The sequence below is a fragment of the Microbacterium sp. Ld4 genome, from assembly GCF_045066555.1.
Classification (GTDB): Bacteria; Actinomycetota; Actinomycetes; order Actinomycetales; family Microbacteriaceae; genus Microbacterium.
In genome coordinates, this window is the sequence record NZ_JBISHE010000013.1 from 173,937 (window position 1) to 191,765 (window position 17,829).

At 68.1% G+C, this 17,829-nt stretch carries 18 protein-coding genes and 3 tRNA genes; 10 read left to right on the forward strand and 11 right to left on the reverse strand.

Features of this window, described 5'->3' with window-relative positions; translation table 11 throughout:
- Positions 1 to 278: 278 nt before the first annotated feature.
- Positions 279 to 362: transfer RNA gene (locus tag ACJJV7_RS11465), tRNA-Leu, on the reverse strand.
- Positions 363 to 505: 143 nt separating this feature from the next.
- Between ACJJV7_RS11465 and ACJJV7_RS11470 the strand changes: the two genes are divergently transcribed.
- The 7 genes from ACJJV7_RS11470 (at position 506) to pknB (ending at position 9,450) form a co-directional block, all read left to right on the forward strand.
- On the forward strand, positions 506 to 1,240 hold the full coding sequence (locus tag ACJJV7_RS11470; protein ID WP_405374612.1) for an FhaA domain-containing protein: 735 nt from the start codon (positions 506 to 508) through the stop codon (positions 1,238 to 1,240).
- Positions 1,237 to 1,782, forward strand: coding sequence for an FHA domain-containing protein (locus tag ACJJV7_RS11475; protein ID WP_405374610.1), 546 nt, complete (start codon positions 1,237 to 1,239; stop codon positions 1,780 to 1,782). The genes ACJJV7_RS11470 and ACJJV7_RS11475 overlap by 4 nt, the downstream gene beginning before the upstream one ends.
- Positions 1,783 to 1,794: 12 nt before the next feature.
- Positions 1,795 to 3,024, forward strand: a complete 1,230-nt coding sequence (locus tag ACJJV7_RS11480; protein WP_405374609.1) for a Stp1/IreP family PP2C-type Ser/Thr phosphatase — start codon at positions 1,795 to 1,797, stop codon at positions 3,022 to 3,024.
- Positions 3,021 to 4,397: an FtsW/RodA/SpoVE family cell cycle protein gene (locus tag ACJJV7_RS11485; protein WP_405374607.1), complete on the forward strand. Its 1,377-nt coding sequence runs from the start codon at positions 3,021 to 3,023 to the stop codon at positions 4,395 to 4,397. Before ACJJV7_RS11480 ends, ACJJV7_RS11485 begins: the two co-directional genes overlap by 4 nt.
- Positions 4,394 to 5,851 carry a peptidoglycan D,D-transpeptidase FtsI family protein gene (locus ACJJV7_RS11490; protein ID WP_405374606.1) on the forward strand — a complete coding sequence of 486 codons (1,458 nt, stop codon included), beginning with the start codon at positions 4,394 to 4,396 and terminating at the stop codon, positions 5,849 to 5,851. Before ACJJV7_RS11485 ends, ACJJV7_RS11490 begins: the two co-directional genes overlap by 4 nt.
- Positions 5,848 to 7,662, forward strand: coding sequence for a protein kinase domain-containing protein (locus ACJJV7_RS11495; protein WP_405374604.1), 1,815 nt, complete (start codon positions 5,848 to 5,850; stop codon positions 7,660 to 7,662). Before ACJJV7_RS11490 ends, ACJJV7_RS11495 begins: the two co-directional genes overlap by 4 nt.
- Before the next feature lie 69 nt (positions 7,663 to 7,731).
- Positions 7,732 to 9,450, forward strand: coding sequence for a Stk1 family PASTA domain-containing Ser/Thr kinase (gene pknB, locus ACJJV7_RS11500; RefSeq protein ID WP_405374602.1), 1,719 nt, complete (start codon positions 7,732 to 7,734; stop codon positions 9,448 to 9,450).
- A 10-nt stretch (positions 9,451 to 9,460) separates the two neighbouring features.
- Here the strand turns inward: pknB and ACJJV7_RS11505 are convergent, their stop codons facing one another.
- The 3 genes from ACJJV7_RS11505 to ACJJV7_RS11515 are packed head-to-tail and all read right to left on the reverse strand — an operon-like array spanning position 9,461 to position 11,080.
- The gene (locus tag ACJJV7_RS11505; RefSeq protein WP_405374600.1) at positions 9,461 to 10,126 is read right to left on the reverse strand and encodes an anthranilate synthase component II; all 666 of its coding nucleotides are present in this window, start codon (positions 10,124 to 10,126) and stop codon (positions 9,461 to 9,463) included.
- Entirely contained in the window at positions 10,116 to 10,280 is a 165-nt protein-coding gene (locus ACJJV7_RS11510) for a hypothetical protein (protein ID WP_405374598.1), read from the reverse strand. Before ACJJV7_RS11510 ends, ACJJV7_RS11505 begins: the two co-directional genes overlap by 11 nt.
- The gene (locus ACJJV7_RS11515) at positions 10,280 to 11,080 is read right to left on the reverse strand and encodes a class E sortase (RefSeq protein WP_405374596.1); all 801 of its coding nucleotides are present in this window, start codon (positions 11,078 to 11,080) and stop codon (positions 10,280 to 10,282) included. Before ACJJV7_RS11515 ends, ACJJV7_RS11510 begins: the two co-directional genes overlap by 1 nt.
- A gap of 55 nt (positions 11,081 to 11,135) precedes the next feature.
- On the opposite strand from ACJJV7_RS11515, the gene ACJJV7_RS11520 reads away from it, so the two are divergent.
- Entirely contained in the window at positions 11,136 to 11,372 is a 237-nt protein-coding gene (locus ACJJV7_RS11520) for a cell division protein CrgA (protein WP_405374594.1), read from the forward strand.
- A gap of 70 nt (positions 11,373 to 11,442) precedes the next feature.
- Here the strand turns inward: ACJJV7_RS11520 and ACJJV7_RS11525 are convergent, their stop codons facing one another.
- Together ACJJV7_RS11525 and ACJJV7_RS11530 are read right to left on the reverse strand one after the other, a co-directional pair.
- On the reverse strand, positions 11,443 to 12,312 hold the full coding sequence (locus ACJJV7_RS11525; protein ID WP_405374592.1) for a rhomboid family intramembrane serine protease: 870 nt from the start codon (positions 12,310 to 12,312) through the stop codon (positions 11,443 to 11,445).
- A 7-nt stretch (positions 12,313 to 12,319) separates the two neighbouring features.
- The gene (locus ACJJV7_RS11530; RefSeq protein ID WP_405374590.1) at positions 12,320 to 12,877 is read right to left on the reverse strand and encodes a peptidylprolyl isomerase; all 558 of its coding nucleotides are present in this window, start codon (positions 12,875 to 12,877) and stop codon (positions 12,320 to 12,322) included.
- 101 nt (positions 12,878 to 12,978) lie between these two features.
- Here ACJJV7_RS11530 and ACJJV7_RS11535 point away from each other — a divergent pair, with 101 nt between their 5' ends.
- Together ACJJV7_RS11535 and ACJJV7_RS11540 are read left to right on the forward strand one after the other, a co-directional pair.
- On the forward strand, positions 12,979 to 13,548 hold the full coding sequence (locus ACJJV7_RS11535; RefSeq protein ID WP_405374589.1) for a DNA helicase: 570 nt from the start codon (positions 12,979 to 12,981) through the stop codon (positions 13,546 to 13,548).
- Entirely contained in the window at positions 13,541 to 14,038 is a 498-nt protein-coding gene (locus ACJJV7_RS11540; protein WP_405374587.1) for an aminoacyl-tRNA deacylase, read from the forward strand. Before ACJJV7_RS11535 ends, ACJJV7_RS11540 begins: the two co-directional genes overlap by 8 nt.
- Before the next feature lie 18 nt (positions 14,039 to 14,056).
- On the opposite strand, the gene ACJJV7_RS11545 is transcribed toward ACJJV7_RS11540, so the two are convergent.
- The 5 genes from ACJJV7_RS11545 to gyrA all read right to left on the reverse strand — a co-directional run bounded on the left by ACJJV7_RS11545 (position 14,057) and on the right by gyrA (position 17,809).
- Positions 14,057 to 14,476 (reverse strand): NUDIX hydrolase, encoded by a 420-nt coding sequence (locus ACJJV7_RS11545; RefSeq protein ID WP_405374585.1) that lies wholly within the window; start codon positions 14,474 to 14,476, stop codon positions 14,057 to 14,059.
- A gap of 88 nt (positions 14,477 to 14,564) precedes the next feature.
- Positions 14,565 to 14,637 (reverse strand) — tRNA-Ala (locus tag ACJJV7_RS11550).
- A gap of 35 nt (positions 14,638 to 14,672) precedes the next feature.
- Positions 14,673 to 14,746, reverse strand: a tRNA-Ile gene (locus ACJJV7_RS11555).
- A 103-nt stretch (positions 14,747 to 14,849) separates the two neighbouring features.
- On the reverse strand, positions 14,850 to 15,254 hold the full coding sequence (locus ACJJV7_RS11560) for a DUF3566 domain-containing protein (RefSeq protein WP_405374583.1): 405 nt from the start codon (positions 15,252 to 15,254) through the stop codon (positions 14,850 to 14,852).
- A complete protein-coding gene (gene gyrA, locus ACJJV7_RS11565) occupies positions 15,251 to 17,809 on the reverse strand; it encodes a DNA gyrase subunit A (RefSeq protein WP_405374581.1) in 2,559 nt (852 codons plus the stop codon). Before gyrA ends, ACJJV7_RS11560 begins: the two co-directional genes overlap by 4 nt.
- Between the last annotated feature and the right edge of the window lie 20 nt (positions 17,810 to 17,829).

A 17,829-nucleotide genomic window follows, 5' to 3' on the forward strand; every position in this document is an offset into this window, starting at 1 on the left:
CGGAATCGGCAGGTGCGCGCTCCGACTGATCGAGTCGGGTGCCGCGACCGACACCGCCGTCTTCACTGTGTTCCGCATCACGGCCCCGGCCAGCGCCGATGTCGGCAGGTTCTTCGTCGCGGCGAGCGCAACCAACACGGAAGCGCGTCGGGAAGAACGAACCTAGCCGCCGGGCCGCAGATAAACGCCGCCACCAAAAAAGCCGGTCAGATTCTCGACCTGACCGGCTTTTCCAGTTTACGAACACATCCGGGTGTATTTACGAACACACCCCGCTGTGCGCGAGGGGGGACTTGAACCCCCACGCCCTTACGGGCACTGGCACCTGAAGCCAGCGCGTCTACCTATTCCGCCACTCGCGCGAACACGTGTCACCACGCGGTCAACTTTCCGAGGATATCATGGCGCGAACCCGTCCATGAGGCGAGGTGACCACTTCTTCCCAGGCCCGCCCAGGGTCTGCGACTAGCATGATCGCACCGGTCCAGACTGCCAGAGGAGCCCCGTGGGACTACTTGACAGCTTCGAGAAGGGAATCGAGCGTGCCGTGAACGGCGCGTTCGCCAAGACCTTCCGCAGCGGCGTGCAGCCTGTCGAAATCGCCTCGGCCCTTCGCGCCGAACTCGATTCGAAGGCTGCCGTCGTCTCTCGCGACCGCATTCTCGTGCCGAACACCCTCGTGGTCCGGCTGGCCCCGGCCGACCATGAGCGCATGAGCGCGCTGGGCCGGGCGCTGCACGACGAGCTCCTCCACCTCGTCGAGGGTCACGCCCGCGAGCAGAACTACAGCTTCTCCGCGCCGGTGTCGATCTCGATCGACGCCGATGACAAGCTCTCCACCGGAACCGTGCGGGTCGACGCGCGCTCCGCCGCGGCCGCCGAGGTCTCGTGGCAGGGAGTCGTCGAGATCGACGGCCGACAGCATCCGCTCACGCAGAGCCGCACCGTGATCGGTCGCGGCACCGACGCCGACATCACGATCTCGGATGCCGGCACGAGCCGCCGTCATGTCGAGATCCTCTGGGACGGCCGCCGCGCGATGGCGCGCGACCTGGGGTCGACCAACGGCACGCAGGTGAACGGACAGAAGGTGCCCGAAGCGGCGCTCAGCCCCGATTCGGTGGTCACCATCGGACGCACCCGCATCATCTTCCGCGTCGTCGCCACGGCGCCGCGGCCCCCTGCACGGCCCGCCGACGACGACGCGACGCGGCTGTTCAACCTCGGAGGCTCCGCGTGAGTGAACTGACCCTGCTGCTGCTGCAGATCGGCTTCCTGATCCTGCTGTGGTTCTTCGTCTTCGCGGTCGTGTACTCGCTGCGCGCCGACCTGTTCGGCGTGAAGGTGCGCCGGATGCCGGAGCCCGCCGCCGCGGCAGCCGGACCGATCGCGACCGCGTCGCCCGGGGCCGAGACCTCGCTCGTCACCCCCATCACCCCGCGCCCCGCTCCCGCGGCCTCGCCGACGGGCCCCCAGAAGGCGACCGTCGACACCGTCTCGAGGATCGTCATCACGAGCGGCCCCAAGGCCGGCCTCGAGCTCGCCCTCGGCGACGAGCCGCTCACGATCGGCCGCTCGAGCGAGTCGGGCCTGGTCATCCGCGACGACTACACCTCCAGCCACCACGCCCGGCTCGTCCTCTGGGGCGAGCAGTGGATGGTGCAGGACCTCGACTCGACCAACGGCACCTCCCACAACGGCGAGCGCGTGGCAGCGCCCGTTCCGGTGATCGTCGGAGCTCCCATCAAGGTCGGCGCCACGACCTTCGAGCTCCGGAAGTAACGGCCCGCCCCGATGGTTTTCGAAGGCTCGAGCGCGGCGATCTCGCATACCGGGAAGGTCCGATCCAACAACCAGGATTCGGGCTTCTCGGGATCGAACCTCTTCGTCGTCGCCGACGGCATGGGCGGTCACGCCGGCGGCGACATCGCCTCGAGCATCGCCGTGCATCAGCTCAAGTCGCTCGACCACTCCTACCCGACGCCCGCCGAAGCGGAGCGAGAGCTGCGCGAGACGATCGTCGACGCCGCCCATGTCCTGATCGACACGGTGGCCGAGAAGCCCGAGCTCGCGGGCATGGGCACCACCGTGAGCGCCGTGCTCATGGTCGACGACTACGCGGTGATCGCCCACATCGGCGACTCGCGCGTCTACCTCCACCGCGAAGGCATCCTCACCCAGATCACGACCGACCACACATTCGTGCAGCGGCTGGTCGATTCGGGTCGCATCACCCCCGAAGAGGCTCGCTACCACCCGCGCCGGTCGGTGCTGATGCGTGTGCTCGGCGACATGGACACCGACCCCGAGGTCGACGCCTTCATCATGCAGACCCAGCCGGGTGACCGCTGGCTCCTCTGCTCCGACGGACTCTGCGGCGTCGTCGACGATGCGCAGACCGCGAAGATCCTGGGGCAGGACCTCGCGCCGGGCCGGAGCGCCGACCTGCTGCTGAAGCAGGCCCTCGACGCCGGGGCGCCCGACAACGTGACGATCGTCCTCGTCGACGTCGGCGGTCGCCACCCCATGTACAGCGGCACCGCCACGATCGTCGGGTCCGCCTCGACCCCGCAGGGGCTGGAGTTCCCCGCCGGTCGTCCGTCGCGGTCGGGCTGGTTCCAGACGGGCCGGCAGGCCGCGAACGAGCCGTCGCACTACGAACCGGCCGCGGAGTACCTCGAGGAGTTGATCGAGGAGGACCGCCGCCGCGGTCGCCGCCGCCGCGTCTGGTGGATCGTCGGCCTCGTCGTCTTCCTCGCCGCGCTCGCGACCGCCGCGTTCGGCGCGTACTCGTGGACGCAGACGCGCTACTTCATCGGTCCTGACGACGACAGCGTGGTGATCTACCGCGGCATCCAACAGGACATCGGTCCGATCTCGCTCTCGACGCCGTACGAGGACACCGACATCCTGCTCGCCGACCTGCCCACCTACCAGCGCGTGTCCGTCGAGCAGACGATCACCGCCCGATCGCTCGCCGACGCGCAGGCGATCGTGGACAACCTCCGCCAGGGAACGCCATGACAGCCCAGATAGAGACCGACACCACGGTCATCAAGGCGCTGAGCAAGCTCCGGATGCCGGCGACGCAGCGCAATCGCGAGCTCGGCCTGCTGCTGTTCGCCCTCATCGTCACGACGGCCGCCGTCGTGCTGGTGCAGCTCGGCACGCGCGGAACCATCGACGCCACGTTCCTGTCGTACTGCGGCGGGCTGGGTGTGCTGACGCTCGCGCTGCACATCGTGCTCCGCCTCCGCGCCCGCGACGCCGACCCGTTCGTCGTCCCGATCGCGACGCTCCTCACCGGGCTCGGGACCGCGATGATCTACCGCCTCGACATCGCCGACGACCTGACCGGCTGGAGCTCGCTCGGCCTCCGCCAGCTCGCCTGGGCGACGATCGCGATCATCGGCGCGATCCTCATCGTGATCTTCCTGCGCAACTACCGCGTGCTCTTCCGGTACACCTACATCTTCGGCATCTCCGGCATCGCGCTCCTCCTCCTGCCGTTCGTGCCCGGCCTGGGCCTCCGCGCCGGCGCCGACGTCTGGGTCTCCGTCGCCGGTGTCTTCTCGTTCCAGCCGGGTGAGCTCGCCAAGATCTGCCTCGCGATCTTCTTCGCCGGCTACCTGGTGCGCACCCGAGAGGCGCTCACGTCCGTCGGCACCCGTTTCCTCTGGATCACCTGGCCCAAGGCGCGTCAGCTCGGACCGCTCCTGATCATCTGGGGCATCTCGCTCGGCATCATCGTGCTCCAGCGCGACCTCGGCACCGGCATCCTCATCTTCGGCATGTTCATCGGAGTGCTCTACGTCGCGACCGGCAAGGCCAGCTGGGCGATCCTCGGGGTGCTCCTCGCGGTGGCCGGCGCCCTCGCCGCCTCGCAGGTGCTGCCGTACGTCGGCGCGCGGTTCTCGAACTGGCTCGACGCCTTCAACCCGGAGTACGTCAACGGCAGCAGCTATCAGCTGGTGTCGGGCATCTTCGGCCTCGCCCACGGCGGTCTCATCGGAACCGGCCTCGGCCTGGGTCGTCCCGATCTGACGCCGCTGGCCCACAACGACTACATCCTGCCGAGCCTCGGCGAAGAGCTCGGCCTCGTCGGCGTCTTCGCGATCCTGGCGCTCTACATGGTGTTCGTCAGCCGCGGCATCCGCATCGGCATCGCCGGTCAGGACGACTTCGGCAAGCTCCTCGCGACGGGCCTGTCGTTCACACTCGCCCTGCAGGTGTTCATCATGGTCGGCGGCGTCACGCGGCTCATCCCGCTGACGGGCCTGACCATGCCGTTCCTCGCCGCCGGCGGATCGTCGCTCATCGCGAACTGGCTGATCATCGGCATCCTGCTGAGGATCTCGGATGCCGTTCGCTCCAGGCCCCGGGTGGTGATCGGATGACCAAGCAGCTCCGCCGACTCAGTGTCGTCGTCCTCTTCATGTTCGTGAGCCTGCTGGTCGCGACCAGCTGGATCCAGGTGGGCATCGCCGGCCAGCTCGCCGAGAACACCGAGAACCGCCGCACCCTCTACGACTCCTACGAGGTGCAGCGCGGCACGATCTTCGCCGGCAGCACGGCGATCGCGACCTCCGAGCCCAGTGACGACCTCTACAGCTGGATCCGCACATACCCGGATGCCGAGATGTGGGCGCCCGTCACGGGGTTCATCAACCCGGTGCTGCGGTCGTCGACCGGACTCGAGCAGGCGATGAACGCGGCTCTCGCCGGCTCCGGCAGCCAGCAGTTCCTGACGCGCCTCGACCAGATCGTCAGCGGCCAGCCGCCGCGCGGGTCGAACGTGCTCCTCTCGCTCGATCCGGCCGTGCAGAAGGTGGCCTACGACTCGCTCGACGGACTCGAGGGCGCCGTGGTCGCGATGGAGCCCGACACCGGTCGCATCCTGGCCCTCGCCACGAGCCCCAGCTACGACACGAACCAACTCGCGTCGCACAACAGCTCCGCCGTGAACTCGGCGTACCAGGGCCTCGTCGACGACCCGCTCGACCCGCTCTTCAACCGCGCGATCGGCGGAGCCCTCGACCCTCCGGGCTCGACGTTCAAGCTCGTCATGGTCGCCACTGCGCTCTCGTCGGGCGAGTACACGCCGGAGTCGACCTTCGACAACCCGGCGACGTTCCGCCTGCCCGGTACCGACAACATCCTGCACAACTTCGACCGCGGCACCTGCGGCCCGGGCGAGACGGTGACGCTCGAGACCGCGCTGCGACTCAGCTGCAACATCCCGATGGCCGAGCTCGCGCTCGAGCTGGGCGACGACGCGATCCGCGAGCAGGCCCAGAAGTTCGGATTCAACTCCGGCTTCGAGATCCCGCTCGACGTGACCGCCTCGATCTACCCCGAGCAGCTCGATGAGCCGCAGACCGCGCTCAGCGGCATCGGCCAGAGCGACGTACAGGCCACGCCGCTGCAGATGGCGATGGTCTCCGCGGCGATCGCGAACGGCGGCATCGTCATGAATCCGCGGATGGTCGACCGCGTCGTGGCATCCGATCTGACCGTTCAGGATGAGCCGGCGGACACCCAGTTCGGTGAGGCGATGTCGGCCGAGAATGCCGCCACGCTAACCCAGCTGATGATCGGCAATGTCGAAAACGGGGCGGCGAGCGGTGCGAGAATAGACGGAGTCGACGTGGCCGGGAAGACCGGCACGGCGGAGCACAACCCGGGTGACCCGTACACGCTGTGGTTCACGGGGTTCGCGCCCGCAGAGAACCCCGAAGTCGTCGTCGCGGTGATGGTGCAGAACGGTGGAGGGCTCGGCCAGGACGGCACGAGCAACGGGATCGCGGCCCCCATCGCGAAACGAGTGATTGAGGCGGTGCTGAGCGAATGAGACCCACACAGGGTGTGAGCTTCGGGGGACGGTACGAGCTGGACTCGCGGATCGCGATCGGCGGCATGGGCGAGGTCTGGGAAGCGACCGACCACGTCATCGGACGAACCGTCGCCATCAAGATCCTCAAAGACGAGTACATGGGCGACCCCGGCTTCCTCGAGCGCTTCCGCGCCGAGGCCCGGCATGCCGCGCTCGTCAACCACGAGGGCATCGCCAGCGTCTTCGACTACGGCGAGGAGAACGGCTCCGCCTTCCTCGTGATGGAACTCGTCCCCGGCGAGGCCCTCTCGACGATCGTCGAGCGCGAGGGCTCCCTGTCGACCGACAAGACGCTCGACATCGTCGCCCAGACCGCATCGGCCCTGCAGGCGGCCCACGCCGCCGGACTCGTCCACCGCGACATCAAGCCCGGCAACCTCCTGATCACGCCCGACGGCCGTGTCAAGATCACCGACTTCGGCATCGCCCGCATCGCCGACCAGGTGCCCCTCACGGCCACCGGGCAGGTCATGGGCACCGTGCAGTACCTCTCGCCCGAACAGGCGTCGGGACACGCGGCATCCCCCTCCACCGACATCTACTCGCTCGGCATCGTCGCGTACGAGCTCCTCGCCGGCCGTCGCCCCTTCACGGGCGAGTCGCAGGTCGCGATCGCCATGGCGCAGATCAACGACACCGCGCCCCCCCTGCCCGACACGGTGGCCGAGCCCGTGCAGCGCTTCGTGATGAGCATGATCGCGAAGAAGCCCGACGAGCGCCCCTCGTCGACCTCTGCGGTCGCGCGCGCCGCGACGGCGCTCCGCCGCGGCGACGTGACCGGTGCCACCGCGATCGTCCCCGCCATCGGTGGCGGCGACGAGGGGGACGAGTTCACCAAGCTGCTGACCGCAGCCGGCGACACCGGAGCGGCCACTCGCCTCCTCCCGACCACCTCACCTGCTCCGGCAGTCGGTGTTGGCGCGGCAGGAGCAGCAGCGGCCTCCGCGACCCGCGAACCGCAGCCGTCGACCACGCCGAAGAAGAAGCGCAGCCCGTGGACGTGGCCGCTCGTGGCTCTCATCGCGCTGCTCGCGGTAGTCCTCATCGGCACCCTCGTCGCCCTGTTCTCCGATCCCGAGCCCACCGCTGAAACGCCGCCGCCGGCCAGCTCGGCTCCGTCGAGCCCGCCGGCAACGCCCGACACCGAGGTCACGCCGTCGGCCGCACCCGAGCCGACGGGCGCGAACATCGCGGCGTCGGACTACGTGGGCGAAGCCTGTGAGGACGCGAAGTCCGCACTGGAGGAGACCGGCTTCACCAGCGTCTCCTGCGAGCTGGGCGACTCTGCGGGCACCGAGAGCGAGGCCGGCCAGGTCTACCGGGTCGACCCGACCGGCACGGTCCAGTTCGACCGCGCCGTCACCCTGACGTACTACGACGAGGTCGCCTCGCTGAACGTTCCCGCCACACCGCGGATCGAAGGCGGAAACGGCGACGGCACCGTCGCGGCCGGCTCGACCGTCAACGTGATGTGGGAGAGCTACTCCTGCCCCGCCGGCCTGACGGCATCCTCCTACACCTTCACCCTTTCGGGCGGAATCTTCGCAGGCACCGGAGAGAGCACGGGCAGCTTCGGCGTGAACGATCGGCCGCTCGCCGTCGTCGCCGGTGAAGACGGCGCCCTGGGCGTCACCTACACCGTCACCTGCGACGGGGAGAACGGCCAGCGCACGTCGGCCGACTCGTCGGAGGCATCCGCATCGATCGTCCCTGCGGAGCAGCCCGCCCCGCAGGAGACCACCCCGCCCGAGGGCGAAGGCCAGGGCTGACCCGGCCGCCTTTCAGGGGCTTCCCGACCGGGCTCGGCTAGGCTTTCTCCGTTCAGCCCTGGGAGTGATGTGTCCGTTCAGTCACGAGTACTATCAGGTCGCTACCGCATCGATGACCTCATCGGGCGGGGTGGCATGGCCTCGGTGTACCGGGGCGAAGACCTGACCCTCGGGCGAGCTGTCGCCATCAAGATCCTCGACCGCGACCTCGCCTCCGACGGCGCGTTCCGCACGCGATTCCGCCTCGAGGCGCAGTCGGCGTCGCGTATGTCGCACCCGGCGATCGTCCGCGTCTTCGACGCCGGCGAGGAGACCCGGACCGATTCCGACGGCGTCTCACGGGCCGAGCCGTACATCGTCATGGAACTGGTGACCGGGCGGCTCCTCAAGGACATCATCGACGAGGGCCCCGTTCCGCTCGAGGACGCCATCCGCTACACCGACGGCATCCTCGAAGCACTCGAGTACTCCCATCGCGCCGGCGTGGTCCACCGCGACATCAAGCCCGGTAACGTGATGGTGACGGATGCCGGTCAGGTGAAGGTGATGGACTTCGGCATCGCGCGCGCGGTGTCGGACTCGTCCTCCACGGTCGCCGAGACGACCGCGATCATCGGAACCGCGTCGTACTTCTCGCCCGAGATGGCCAAGGGAGATCCGGTCGACGCGCGCGCCGACATCTACTCCGCAGGCATCGTGTTCTACGAGCTCCTCACCGGCCAGCCGCCGTTCCGAGGAGAGACGCCCATCGCCGTGGCGTACCAGCACGTCAGCGAGGCGCCCGTCCCGCCGTCCGAGGTCAATGACGCCTCGCCCCGCAGCCTCGACGCCCTCGTGCTCCGGGCGCTCGCGAAGGATCCCTTCCAGCGCCCCCAGACCGCCGCGGCCTTCCGTGAAGCGCTGGCGACCACCGCCGGTCGCAAGGCGCCGAGCAAACGCAAGGTCGAGTCGCTCAGCAACGAGCTCTACGGGGCAGACCCGCGCCAGGCCGCCGAGACGGCTCGGTCGCTCCGTCAGCTGAGCTCCGACGACACCATGCGACGAACGCAGTCGGGTCCGCCCGTGGCCTGGGTGTGGGCGGGGATCGCCCTCCTCGCCGTCCTCCTCATCTCCGTGCTGATCTGGGTGAGCGCGTTCCGGCCCGCCGGCGCCGAGGTCACCCCCAACGCGCTCAAGGTCCCCGATGTCGTCACGATGACCTGGGACCGCGCGCAGGAAGTGCTCGGCGACGCCGATCTCGAGGTTCGCCGCCAGGTCACCCCGAGCGCCGATGTGCCCGAGAACTCCGTCATCCGAACCGAGCCCGCCGCCGGTGTGTCGGTGGCGCCCCGGGACGAGATCACGGTGTGGGTGTCGAGCGGTGTCGAGACGGCATCCGTCCCCCCGCTCGAATCGCTGACCCTGCAGGAAGCGACCGACGCGCTCGAGGAGGCCGGGCTCGAGCTCGGCGCTGTCAGCCGCCGAAGCGACCCGATGCTGTCGAAGGACGTCGTCATCTCGGCGACCGTCGCGAGCGACGTCGTCACCGACGGCGACGAGCTGCCCGAGGGGACGCCCGTCGACCTGACGATCGCGACCGGAACGGTGACCGTCGAGGACTTCGCGCAGAACTATTCGCTCGACAAGGCGACCGAGATCCTCGAGTCCGACGCCTACAGCCTCTCGCCGATCATCGTCGACGACCCGTCGTGCCCGGCGACCGACCCCCGCATGGTGAAGGAGCAGTCCGCCATCGGCGAGGTGCCCGTCAAGTCGGAGATCACCCTCACCGCCTGCAGCGGAGAGTAGTCCGCGGGAGTCAGCCCACCGAACGGTGGGGCGTCAGCGTGCGGGCTTGCTCGATCGCGCCCGTCAGGCCGACGCTCTCGAGCCACGTGCCCAGCAGCAGGTAGCCGCCCTCGGTGAGGACGCTCTCGGGGTGGAACTGGACGCCGTGGATCGGCAGGGTGCGATGGGAGACGCCCATGATCACCCCCGACGCCGTCCGTGCGGTGACGACAAGGTCGCCCGGCATCGACGCGGCGTCGATCGCGAGAGAGTGGTAACGGGTCGCGGTGAACGGCTGCGGGAGCCCCCGGAACACGCCCTCGCCGGCGTGCTCGACGAGCGAGGTGCGCCCGTGCATGAGCTCGGCCGCGTGACCCACGCGTGCGCCGAAGGCGACGCCGATCGCCTGATGCCCGAGACAGACGCCGAGAAGCGGCATCCCGTGCGCGACGCACGCCTCCACCACCTCGACGGACGCACCCGCTTCGTCAGGAGTGCCCGGCCCGGGGGAGATCAGCACGCCGTCGATGCCGGGTCCCACGTGCGACGCCGCGCCCTCGGCATCCGCTTCGATCATGTCGACGTCGGCGCCGAGCTCTCGCAGATAACCGATGAGAGTGTGGACGAAGCTGTCGTGATTGTCGACGACCAGGATCCGGATGCCGCGTCGCCCCGGATTCGACGGGTCAGCCGCCACCGATGGTCGATTCCTGTTCGGGGCCGAACAGCGTGAAGATCCACGGGAACAGGTGGAAGTAGAAGAGGTAGAGCACCACGGTCAGCAGCACGAGCAGGATGAAGACCCGCACCCACCACGGACCGGGGAGGACTCGCCACAGAGCGCCGTACATCAGGCGTCGACTCCTTGCGTCAGGGATGCCGGGGCACCGTCGCCGCGGGGCGTGAACTCGTCGAAGACGGCGTACGCGACGATCCGTTCGAGCATGTTGAGTTTCGGGGCGCAGCTCGTGAGGGTCAGGTAGCGTCCGTTGGCCTCGACGCCCTCGGCGTTCGGCACCGGCAGAAGGACCTGCACCTGCGAATCCTGGACGTACTCGAGGGTGCGGAAGCGGTACGTGTACCACCCGGCCTTCGTCTCGACGACGATTGCGTCGCCGACGACGAGCTGATCGATCGGGTCGAACGCGGCCCCCGACGTCCAGCGGTGCGCGGCGTAGGCGGTGTTGCCCATCTCGCCCGGAAGCGCGGTGTCGGGGTAGTGGCCGATCTCGCCCTCGTCGAGGATGTCGGGGCGGGAGATACCCGACGCGATGTTGAACTTCCAGTCCGAGCCGAACCGCGGGACGCGCATGATGCCGAAGACCTCACCGTGCTCCTGCTCGGCGAGCACCGGGATCTGCGGATCGGCGGGATCCGCAGGGCTCGGCGCCGGATCGGTCGGCGACGCGGCGGGATCCTCGGACTCCGCCGCCCACTGCTGCGCGAGGGCGTCGGCTTCGGCGTGCTTCTGGCTGGAGATGATGAAGTCGCCGACCCAGGTGTGCCAGCTGACGTACATGAGCGCGACGATGCCGACCGTCAGAAGGATCTCGCCGATGACGCCGAGGACACTGACGCGCGGGCGTCGCCGCTGCCGCTCGCGCGAGGCGCGGCGCGACGAGGGCGCGGGGGTCGTGGTGGGCTCGGACACGATCGGATTCTACGCAGAGCAGGCTGTGGTGGGGCTGGCAGGTAGACTTTCGGCCATGGCACGCGGAGACAAGAACGACGACCCAATCGTCGAGACCCCGGGCGACGCAGCCCCCAACCCGGTGTGGTTCAAGCCGATCATGCTCGGACTGATGATCATCGGTCTCGTGTGGATCATCGTCTTCTACCTGAGCGGCCAGGCGTTCCCCATCCCCGGCATCCAGGCATGGAACCTCGTCATCGGATTCGGCATCGCGTTCATCGGCTTCCTGATGACGACGCGCTGGCGCTGACCCCGGCCGAATACCTCGAATTACACCGGTGTGATTCATCCCCAACTGTGGATGAACCTGTGGATAACTTTCAGGCGTACAGCACGCTCGGCACTGCGACGATGATGGCGACCAGCGCGACTCCCACACCGACGAGATAAAGAGCCTGACGACGCTGCTGCCTGATGGCGCGCGTCCGGGCGAAGATCCAGCCCACGAGCAGGCCGACCAGGCCACCGCCGATGTGGGCCTGCCACGAGATCCCTGCACCGGGGATGAACGAGATGACCAGGTTGATGCCGAGCAGGACGACGATCGGCATGACGTTCACGCCGATGTTGCGACCGATGATCAGCATCGCTCCGAGCAGGCCCCAGACGGCGCCCGATGCGCCGACGACGGTGGTGCCGGGAGCCAGGAGGGCGACGAGCGCCGACCCGCCGATCGCGCTCAGCACGTAGAGCGACAGAAAGCGCCACCTGCCCAAGAGCGGTTCGAGGCTCCGACCGATCGCCCAGAGGGCGAGCATGTTGAGGGCCACGTGCCAGATGCCGCCGTGGACGAACACGACGGTGATGATGCGCCAGGGCTCGAAAGCGAACCCGGGGAAGACGAACAGGCTGTTGAAGGCCAGCAGAGAACGGAACGTGGTGCCGACCCCCGGAATGAGCCCGACGAGATACGCCAGAAGCGTCGCGAGGATGATCGCGTACGTCACGACGGGCCGATCGCTCTGCGAACGCCGGCGGCGCGGCATCCGCGACACCATCGCGCTGTGCTGCGCTTTCTGGCCCTTCTGCTGCTCAGCCAGGCACTCCGGGCAGATCACGCCGACGGGCAGCGGTGTCTGGCACTCGGGGCAGATGGTGCGCAGGCATCGCTGGCAGAGCACGAAGCTCTGACGATCAGGATGCCGGTAGCAGAAGTTCTCCGGGTTGCTCCGGGGGTCGGTGGAGCTCACGAGGTGGTCAGACCGCCGCGATGTCGATCGAAGAGATGACGACCGGCTCGAGGGGGCGGTCCTGCGCGCCCGTGGGGACGGCGCCGATGGCGTCGACGACCTTGCGGGACTCGTCGTCGGCGACCTCACCGAAGATGGTGTGCTTGCCGTTGAGCCACGGGGTGGGGTCGGTCGTGATGAAGAACTGGGAGCCGTTGGTGCCCTCAGCCTTGCCGGTGATCGCGTTGCGACGGAGGCCGGCGTTCGCCATGGCCAGGATGTACGGCTTCGAGAAGGTCAGCTCGGGGCTGATCTCGTCGTCGAAGTTGTATCCGGGGCCGCCTACGCCCTGACCGAGCGGGTCGCCGCCCTGGATCATGAAGCCGGGGATGATGCGGTGGAAGATGACGTCGGTGTAGAGCGGGCCCTCGCCGGGCTTGCCGGTGGCGGGGTGGGTCCACGCCTGCGAGCCGTCAGCGAGGCCCGTGAAGTTCTGGACGGTGCGCGGCGCGTGATCGCCGAACAGGTTGACGACGATGTCGCCGTGGGAAGTGTGCAGTGTTGCGACAGCGGAGTGAATCGGCATACTAGACATTCTCTCACTTTCAACCCCCTAGGCCGCCTCGCGAGGTCTGACAGTATGGGGGAACAATCGTCCCCGGACTATCCCGGATAAGGGAGGGCACAGTGAGCCTCAACCGCAAGCGCAAGAAGCAGCTCCGCAAGCTGCAGAACCAGGCGAACAAGCTGTGGGAGTCGCAGCAGGTTCTGGTCGGACAGGCTGGAGAGGTCGCGCGTGAAGCCGGCCGCCAGCTGGGCCATTACAACCGTGAGCACGTCGTGCCCACGGTGCAGCACTCCTACGAGAAGTACGCCGCCCCGTACGTCGGCCAGAGCGTGAACGCCGGACGCCGTGTGCTCAACGGCGCCGTCGTCCCGGCAGCAGGCGCTGTCGTCGGCACGGCCCTGTCGGTGTGGGATGTCGCGAACGAGAAGCGCGACCGTCTCGTGCACGGCAAGGGCTTCGGCAGCATCGACGCCGACGCGTTCAAGAAGAAGGCCGCCAAGGCCGGCAAGAAGGCCACCAAGAAGCTGAGCGTCTCGGAGCCGAAGAAGGGCATGGGCGCCGGCGGCGTCATCGCCCTCATCCTCGGTGTCGCCGCGGCCGCCGGCGTGCTCTACGCCGCCTGGCAGACGCTGCGGGCCGACGATGAACTGTGGGTGGCGGACGACCCGCTGCGCGCACCGGATGCCTGAATCGGCACCTGAACCATCGGAGCGCGTCGCACATGCGGCGCGCTCCCGGTCGTTAGCGGTCGAATTCGTCGCACGACCGGCAGCAGAAAGTCTCGACCAGGCCGCTGAGCTGCTCGGCATCCGTCCTGCGGACATCGTGAAGACGCTCGTCGTCAAACGCAGCGACGACACCTACCTCTTCGCCCTCATTCCGGGGGACCGCGCGATCTCCTGGCCGAAGCTCCGCGCTGTCGTGGGTGTGAACAAGCTCCGGATGCCGGAGCCCGAACTCGCGCTGGCCGCCACCGGGTTCGAGCGCGGCACGATCACGCCCATCGGCAGCACGACCGACTGGCCGGTCTACGCAGACGCCAGCATCGCCGGTCGCCGCATCGCGATGGGCGCGGGCGCACACGGGTACAGCCTGTTCGTCGAGGCCGACGACCTCATCTCGGCGTACGCGGCGAGGGTCGCCGACATCTCCATTCCGGTGGAGGAGCGCCGACACTGAGCGCGGCGCGCCGGTGCGTCAGCGGATGATGCCGGCCCTCTCGAACGCGGTGTCGACGAGGGGCACACGTTTCAGCGTGGGCACCTCGGTCACGGCGAACCAGGCCGCCTCATCCGTCGAACCCTCGAGTTCGTTGCGGAGGGATCCGCCGACGACATGCGCCCGGTAGACGATCCGGACGGCGTGCAGCGGGCCGCTTCCCTGATGGCGGGCATCGGCGGGGATGACGAAGGAGTCGACACCGAGGATGTGGTCGAGTTCCACGTGAAACCCGGTCTCCTCGAGCACCTCCCGCACCGCGGCGTCACGCGGGTCCTCACCGGGGCCGAGCCCGCCGCCGGGCAGGGTCCACGCGGCACGGACCGGATCGTTCCAGTGGGCGAGGAGCACGCGGTCGTCTTCGGTGATGACGGCGTAGGCGGCGAGGCGAATGTCCACCGTGTCACCCTAGCCCCGCCCTCGCGGCATCCGCCTGGTGGGAATGCAAAAGCCCGGACGAGGGATCTCGGTCCGGGCTGTCTATCTGTGGAGCCTAGGAGATTCGAACTCCTGACATCCTGCTTGCAAAGCAGGCGCTCTACCAACTGAGCTAAGGCCCCGGGGTTACTGCGAGGGGTACTGCGGGTCTTTCAAGTGGGGCTACCAGGACTTGAACCTGGGACCTCTTCATTATCAGTGAAGCGCTCTAACCGCCTGAGCTATAGCCCCGTCTGCTGCCGACTCGCGCCGCCAACCTCCAAGACTTTACCCGAAGATGGCGACGTTTGACGAATCCGGATGCCGGTGCGTGCCGGCATCCGGATCGACAGCGTCAGTTTGAGGTGAAACCGACCAGCAGGCCGCCGGTGACCTTCACCATCAGGTTGTAAATGCCGGCGATGACGGCGCCCAGAACCGTCACGACGACGAGGTTCAAGATCGCCACGACGGCGGCGAAGGCCATCACCTGCGGCAGGCTCAGGACCGAGGCGAGCTGGAAGCTGTTCTCGGTCACCGCGCGCAGGAGTTCGTCCACCTGCGCGATGAGCCCGGTGGACTGCAGCACGAGGAAGATCAGGAACGTCGCGACGACGGTCACGATCGCGAGAGCGACCGCAGCGAGGAACGACAGCTTCACGGCTGACCAGAAGTCGACGTACACGAGGCGCAGGCGAACCTGTTTCGCGCTGGTCTTGCTCGACGATTTCTTGGCCAGTTTGTCGGCTACCGTGCTCATGCGTCACTCTCTTCGGTGGTCTCGGGGGCCGGGGCGGTGTCGTCTGCGACGACGACCTCGGCCAGTCCACGCTCACCGTTCCGGGCGATCGCGAGGATGCGGTCATCGTCATCGGGACGGGCGAAAACCACACCCATCGTGTCGCGGCCCTTGGCAGGGACCTCGGCAACGGCCGAGCGTACCACCTTGCCGCTGGCAAGAACCACCAGCACCTCGTCCACCTCACTGACGATCAGACCGCCCGCGAGTTCGCCCCGGTCATCGTGCAGTTTGGCGACCTTGATGCCCAGACCACCGCGGCCCTGGACCCGGTACTGATCGACCGAGGTGCGCTTGGCGTAGCCGCCCTCGGTGACGACGAAGACGAAGCTGTCGTCGCGCACGACGGATGCCGACAGCAGGCTGTCTCCATCGCGGAAGGACATGCCCTTCACACCCTCGGTGGATCGTCCCATCGGGCGGAGCGTCTCGTCGTTCGCGGTGAAGCGCAGCGACATGCCGAGGCGGGAGACCAGAAGGAGGTCGTCGGTCGAGTCGACGAGCATCGCGCTGACGAGCTCGTCGCCGTTGTCCTCGTCCTGCCCGCGCAGCTTGATGGCGATGATGCCGCCCTGCCGGTTGGTGTCGTACTCGGTGAGCGACGTCTTCTTGATCTTGCCGTCGCGCGTGGCGAGCACGAGGTGCTCGGCCGTCGCGTAGTCGCGGATGTCGAGGATCTGCGCGATCTCCTCGCCGGGCTGCAGCGCCAGCAGGTTCGCGACGTGCTGTCCCTTGGCGTCGCGGCCACCCTCAGGGAGCTCGTAGCCCTTCGCGCGGTAGACGCGGCCCTTGGTCGTGAAGAAGAGCAGCCAGTGATGCGTCGTCGTCACGAAGAAGTGCTCCACGACGTCGTCCGCACGCAGCTGCGCGCCCTTCACACCCTTGCCGCCGCGGTGCTGCGAGCGGTAGTTGTCGCTGCGGGTGCGCTTGACGTAGCCGTTGCGGGTGACGGTGACGACGATCTCCTCTTCGGGGATCAGGTCTTCCATCGACACGTCGCCGTCGAAGCCGTGCAGGATGTGCGTGCGCCGCTCGTCGCCGAACTTCGCGACGATGTCGCTCAGCTCCCCGGCGATGATCGCGCTCTGACGCGACCGGGTCGCGAGGATGTCGTTGAGGTCGGTGATCTTGCGCTCGAGCTCGGTGGCCTCGTCGATGATCTTCTGGCGCTCGAGCGCCGCGAGGCGGCGCAGCTGCATCGCGAGGATCGCGTCGGCCTGGTCGACGTCGATGTCGAGGAGCGACTTCAGTCCCTCACGGGCGTCGTCCACGGTCGGCGACCGGCGGATGAGCGCGATGACCTCGTCGAGAGCGTCGAGCGCCTTCAGGTAGCCGCGCAGGATGTGCATGCGCTTCTCGGCCTCGCGCAGACGGTACTGCGTGCGGCGGACGATCACCTCGAACTGGTGCGTCAGCCAGTAGCTGATGAAGCCGTCGAGGGGCAGCGTGCGGGGCACGCCGTCGACGATCGCCAGCATGTTGGCGCCGAAGTTCTCCTGCAGCTGCGTGTGCTTGTACAGGTTGTTGAGCACGACCTTGGCGACCGCGTCGCGCTTGAGCACGATCACCAGGCGCTGGCCGGTGCGGTCGCTGGTCTCGTCGCGGATGTCCGCGATGCCGCTGAGCTTGCCCTCGCGGGCGAGCATCGTGATCTTCGCCGCGACGTTGTCGGGGTTGACCTGGTACGGCAGCTCGGTGATGACGAGGCAGGTGCGGTTCTGGATCTCCTCGACGCTGACGACAGCGCGCATCGTGATCGATCCGCGGCCCGTGCGGTACGCGTCGCGGACACCCTTGGTGCCGAGGATCTGCGCGCCGGTGGGGAAGTCGGGGGCCGGAATGCGCTCCATGAGCGCCTCGAGCAGCTCGTCGCGCGTGGCATCCGGGTTCTCGAGCGCCCATAGGGCGCCGGCCGCGACCTCACGGAGGTTGTGCGGCGGGATGTTCGTCGCCATGCCGACCGCGATGCCGACCGAGCCGTTGACCAGCAGGTTCGGGAACCGCGCCGGCAGCACCGTCGGCTCCTGGGTGCGGCCGTCGTAGTTCTCCTCGAAATCGACGGTGTCCTCGTCGATGTCGCGGACCATCTCCAGCGCGAGCTGGGCCATCTTGGTCTCGGTGTACCGCGGGGCGGCGGCGCCCATGTTGCCGGGAGAGCCGAAGTTGCCCTGACCGTCGGCGAGGGGATAGCGCAGCGACCAAGGCTGCACCAGCCGGACGAGCGCGTCGTAGATCGCGCTGTCACCGTGCGGGTGGTACTGACCCATGACCTCGCCCACGACGCGGGCGCACTTCGAGAACGCCTTGTCGGGGCGGTAGCCGCCGTCGTACATGCCGTAGATCACGCGGCGGTGCACGGGCTTGAGGCCATCGCGCACGTCGGGCAGCGCACGACCGACGATGACGCTCATCGCGTAGTCGAGGTAGCTCCGCTGCATCTCGACCTGGAGGTCGACCTGGTCGATGTTGCCGTGCTCGTAACCCGCAGTCGGGTCGGGACGTTCGTCGTCAGCCATGTTCTCTCAGTCTCGTTCCG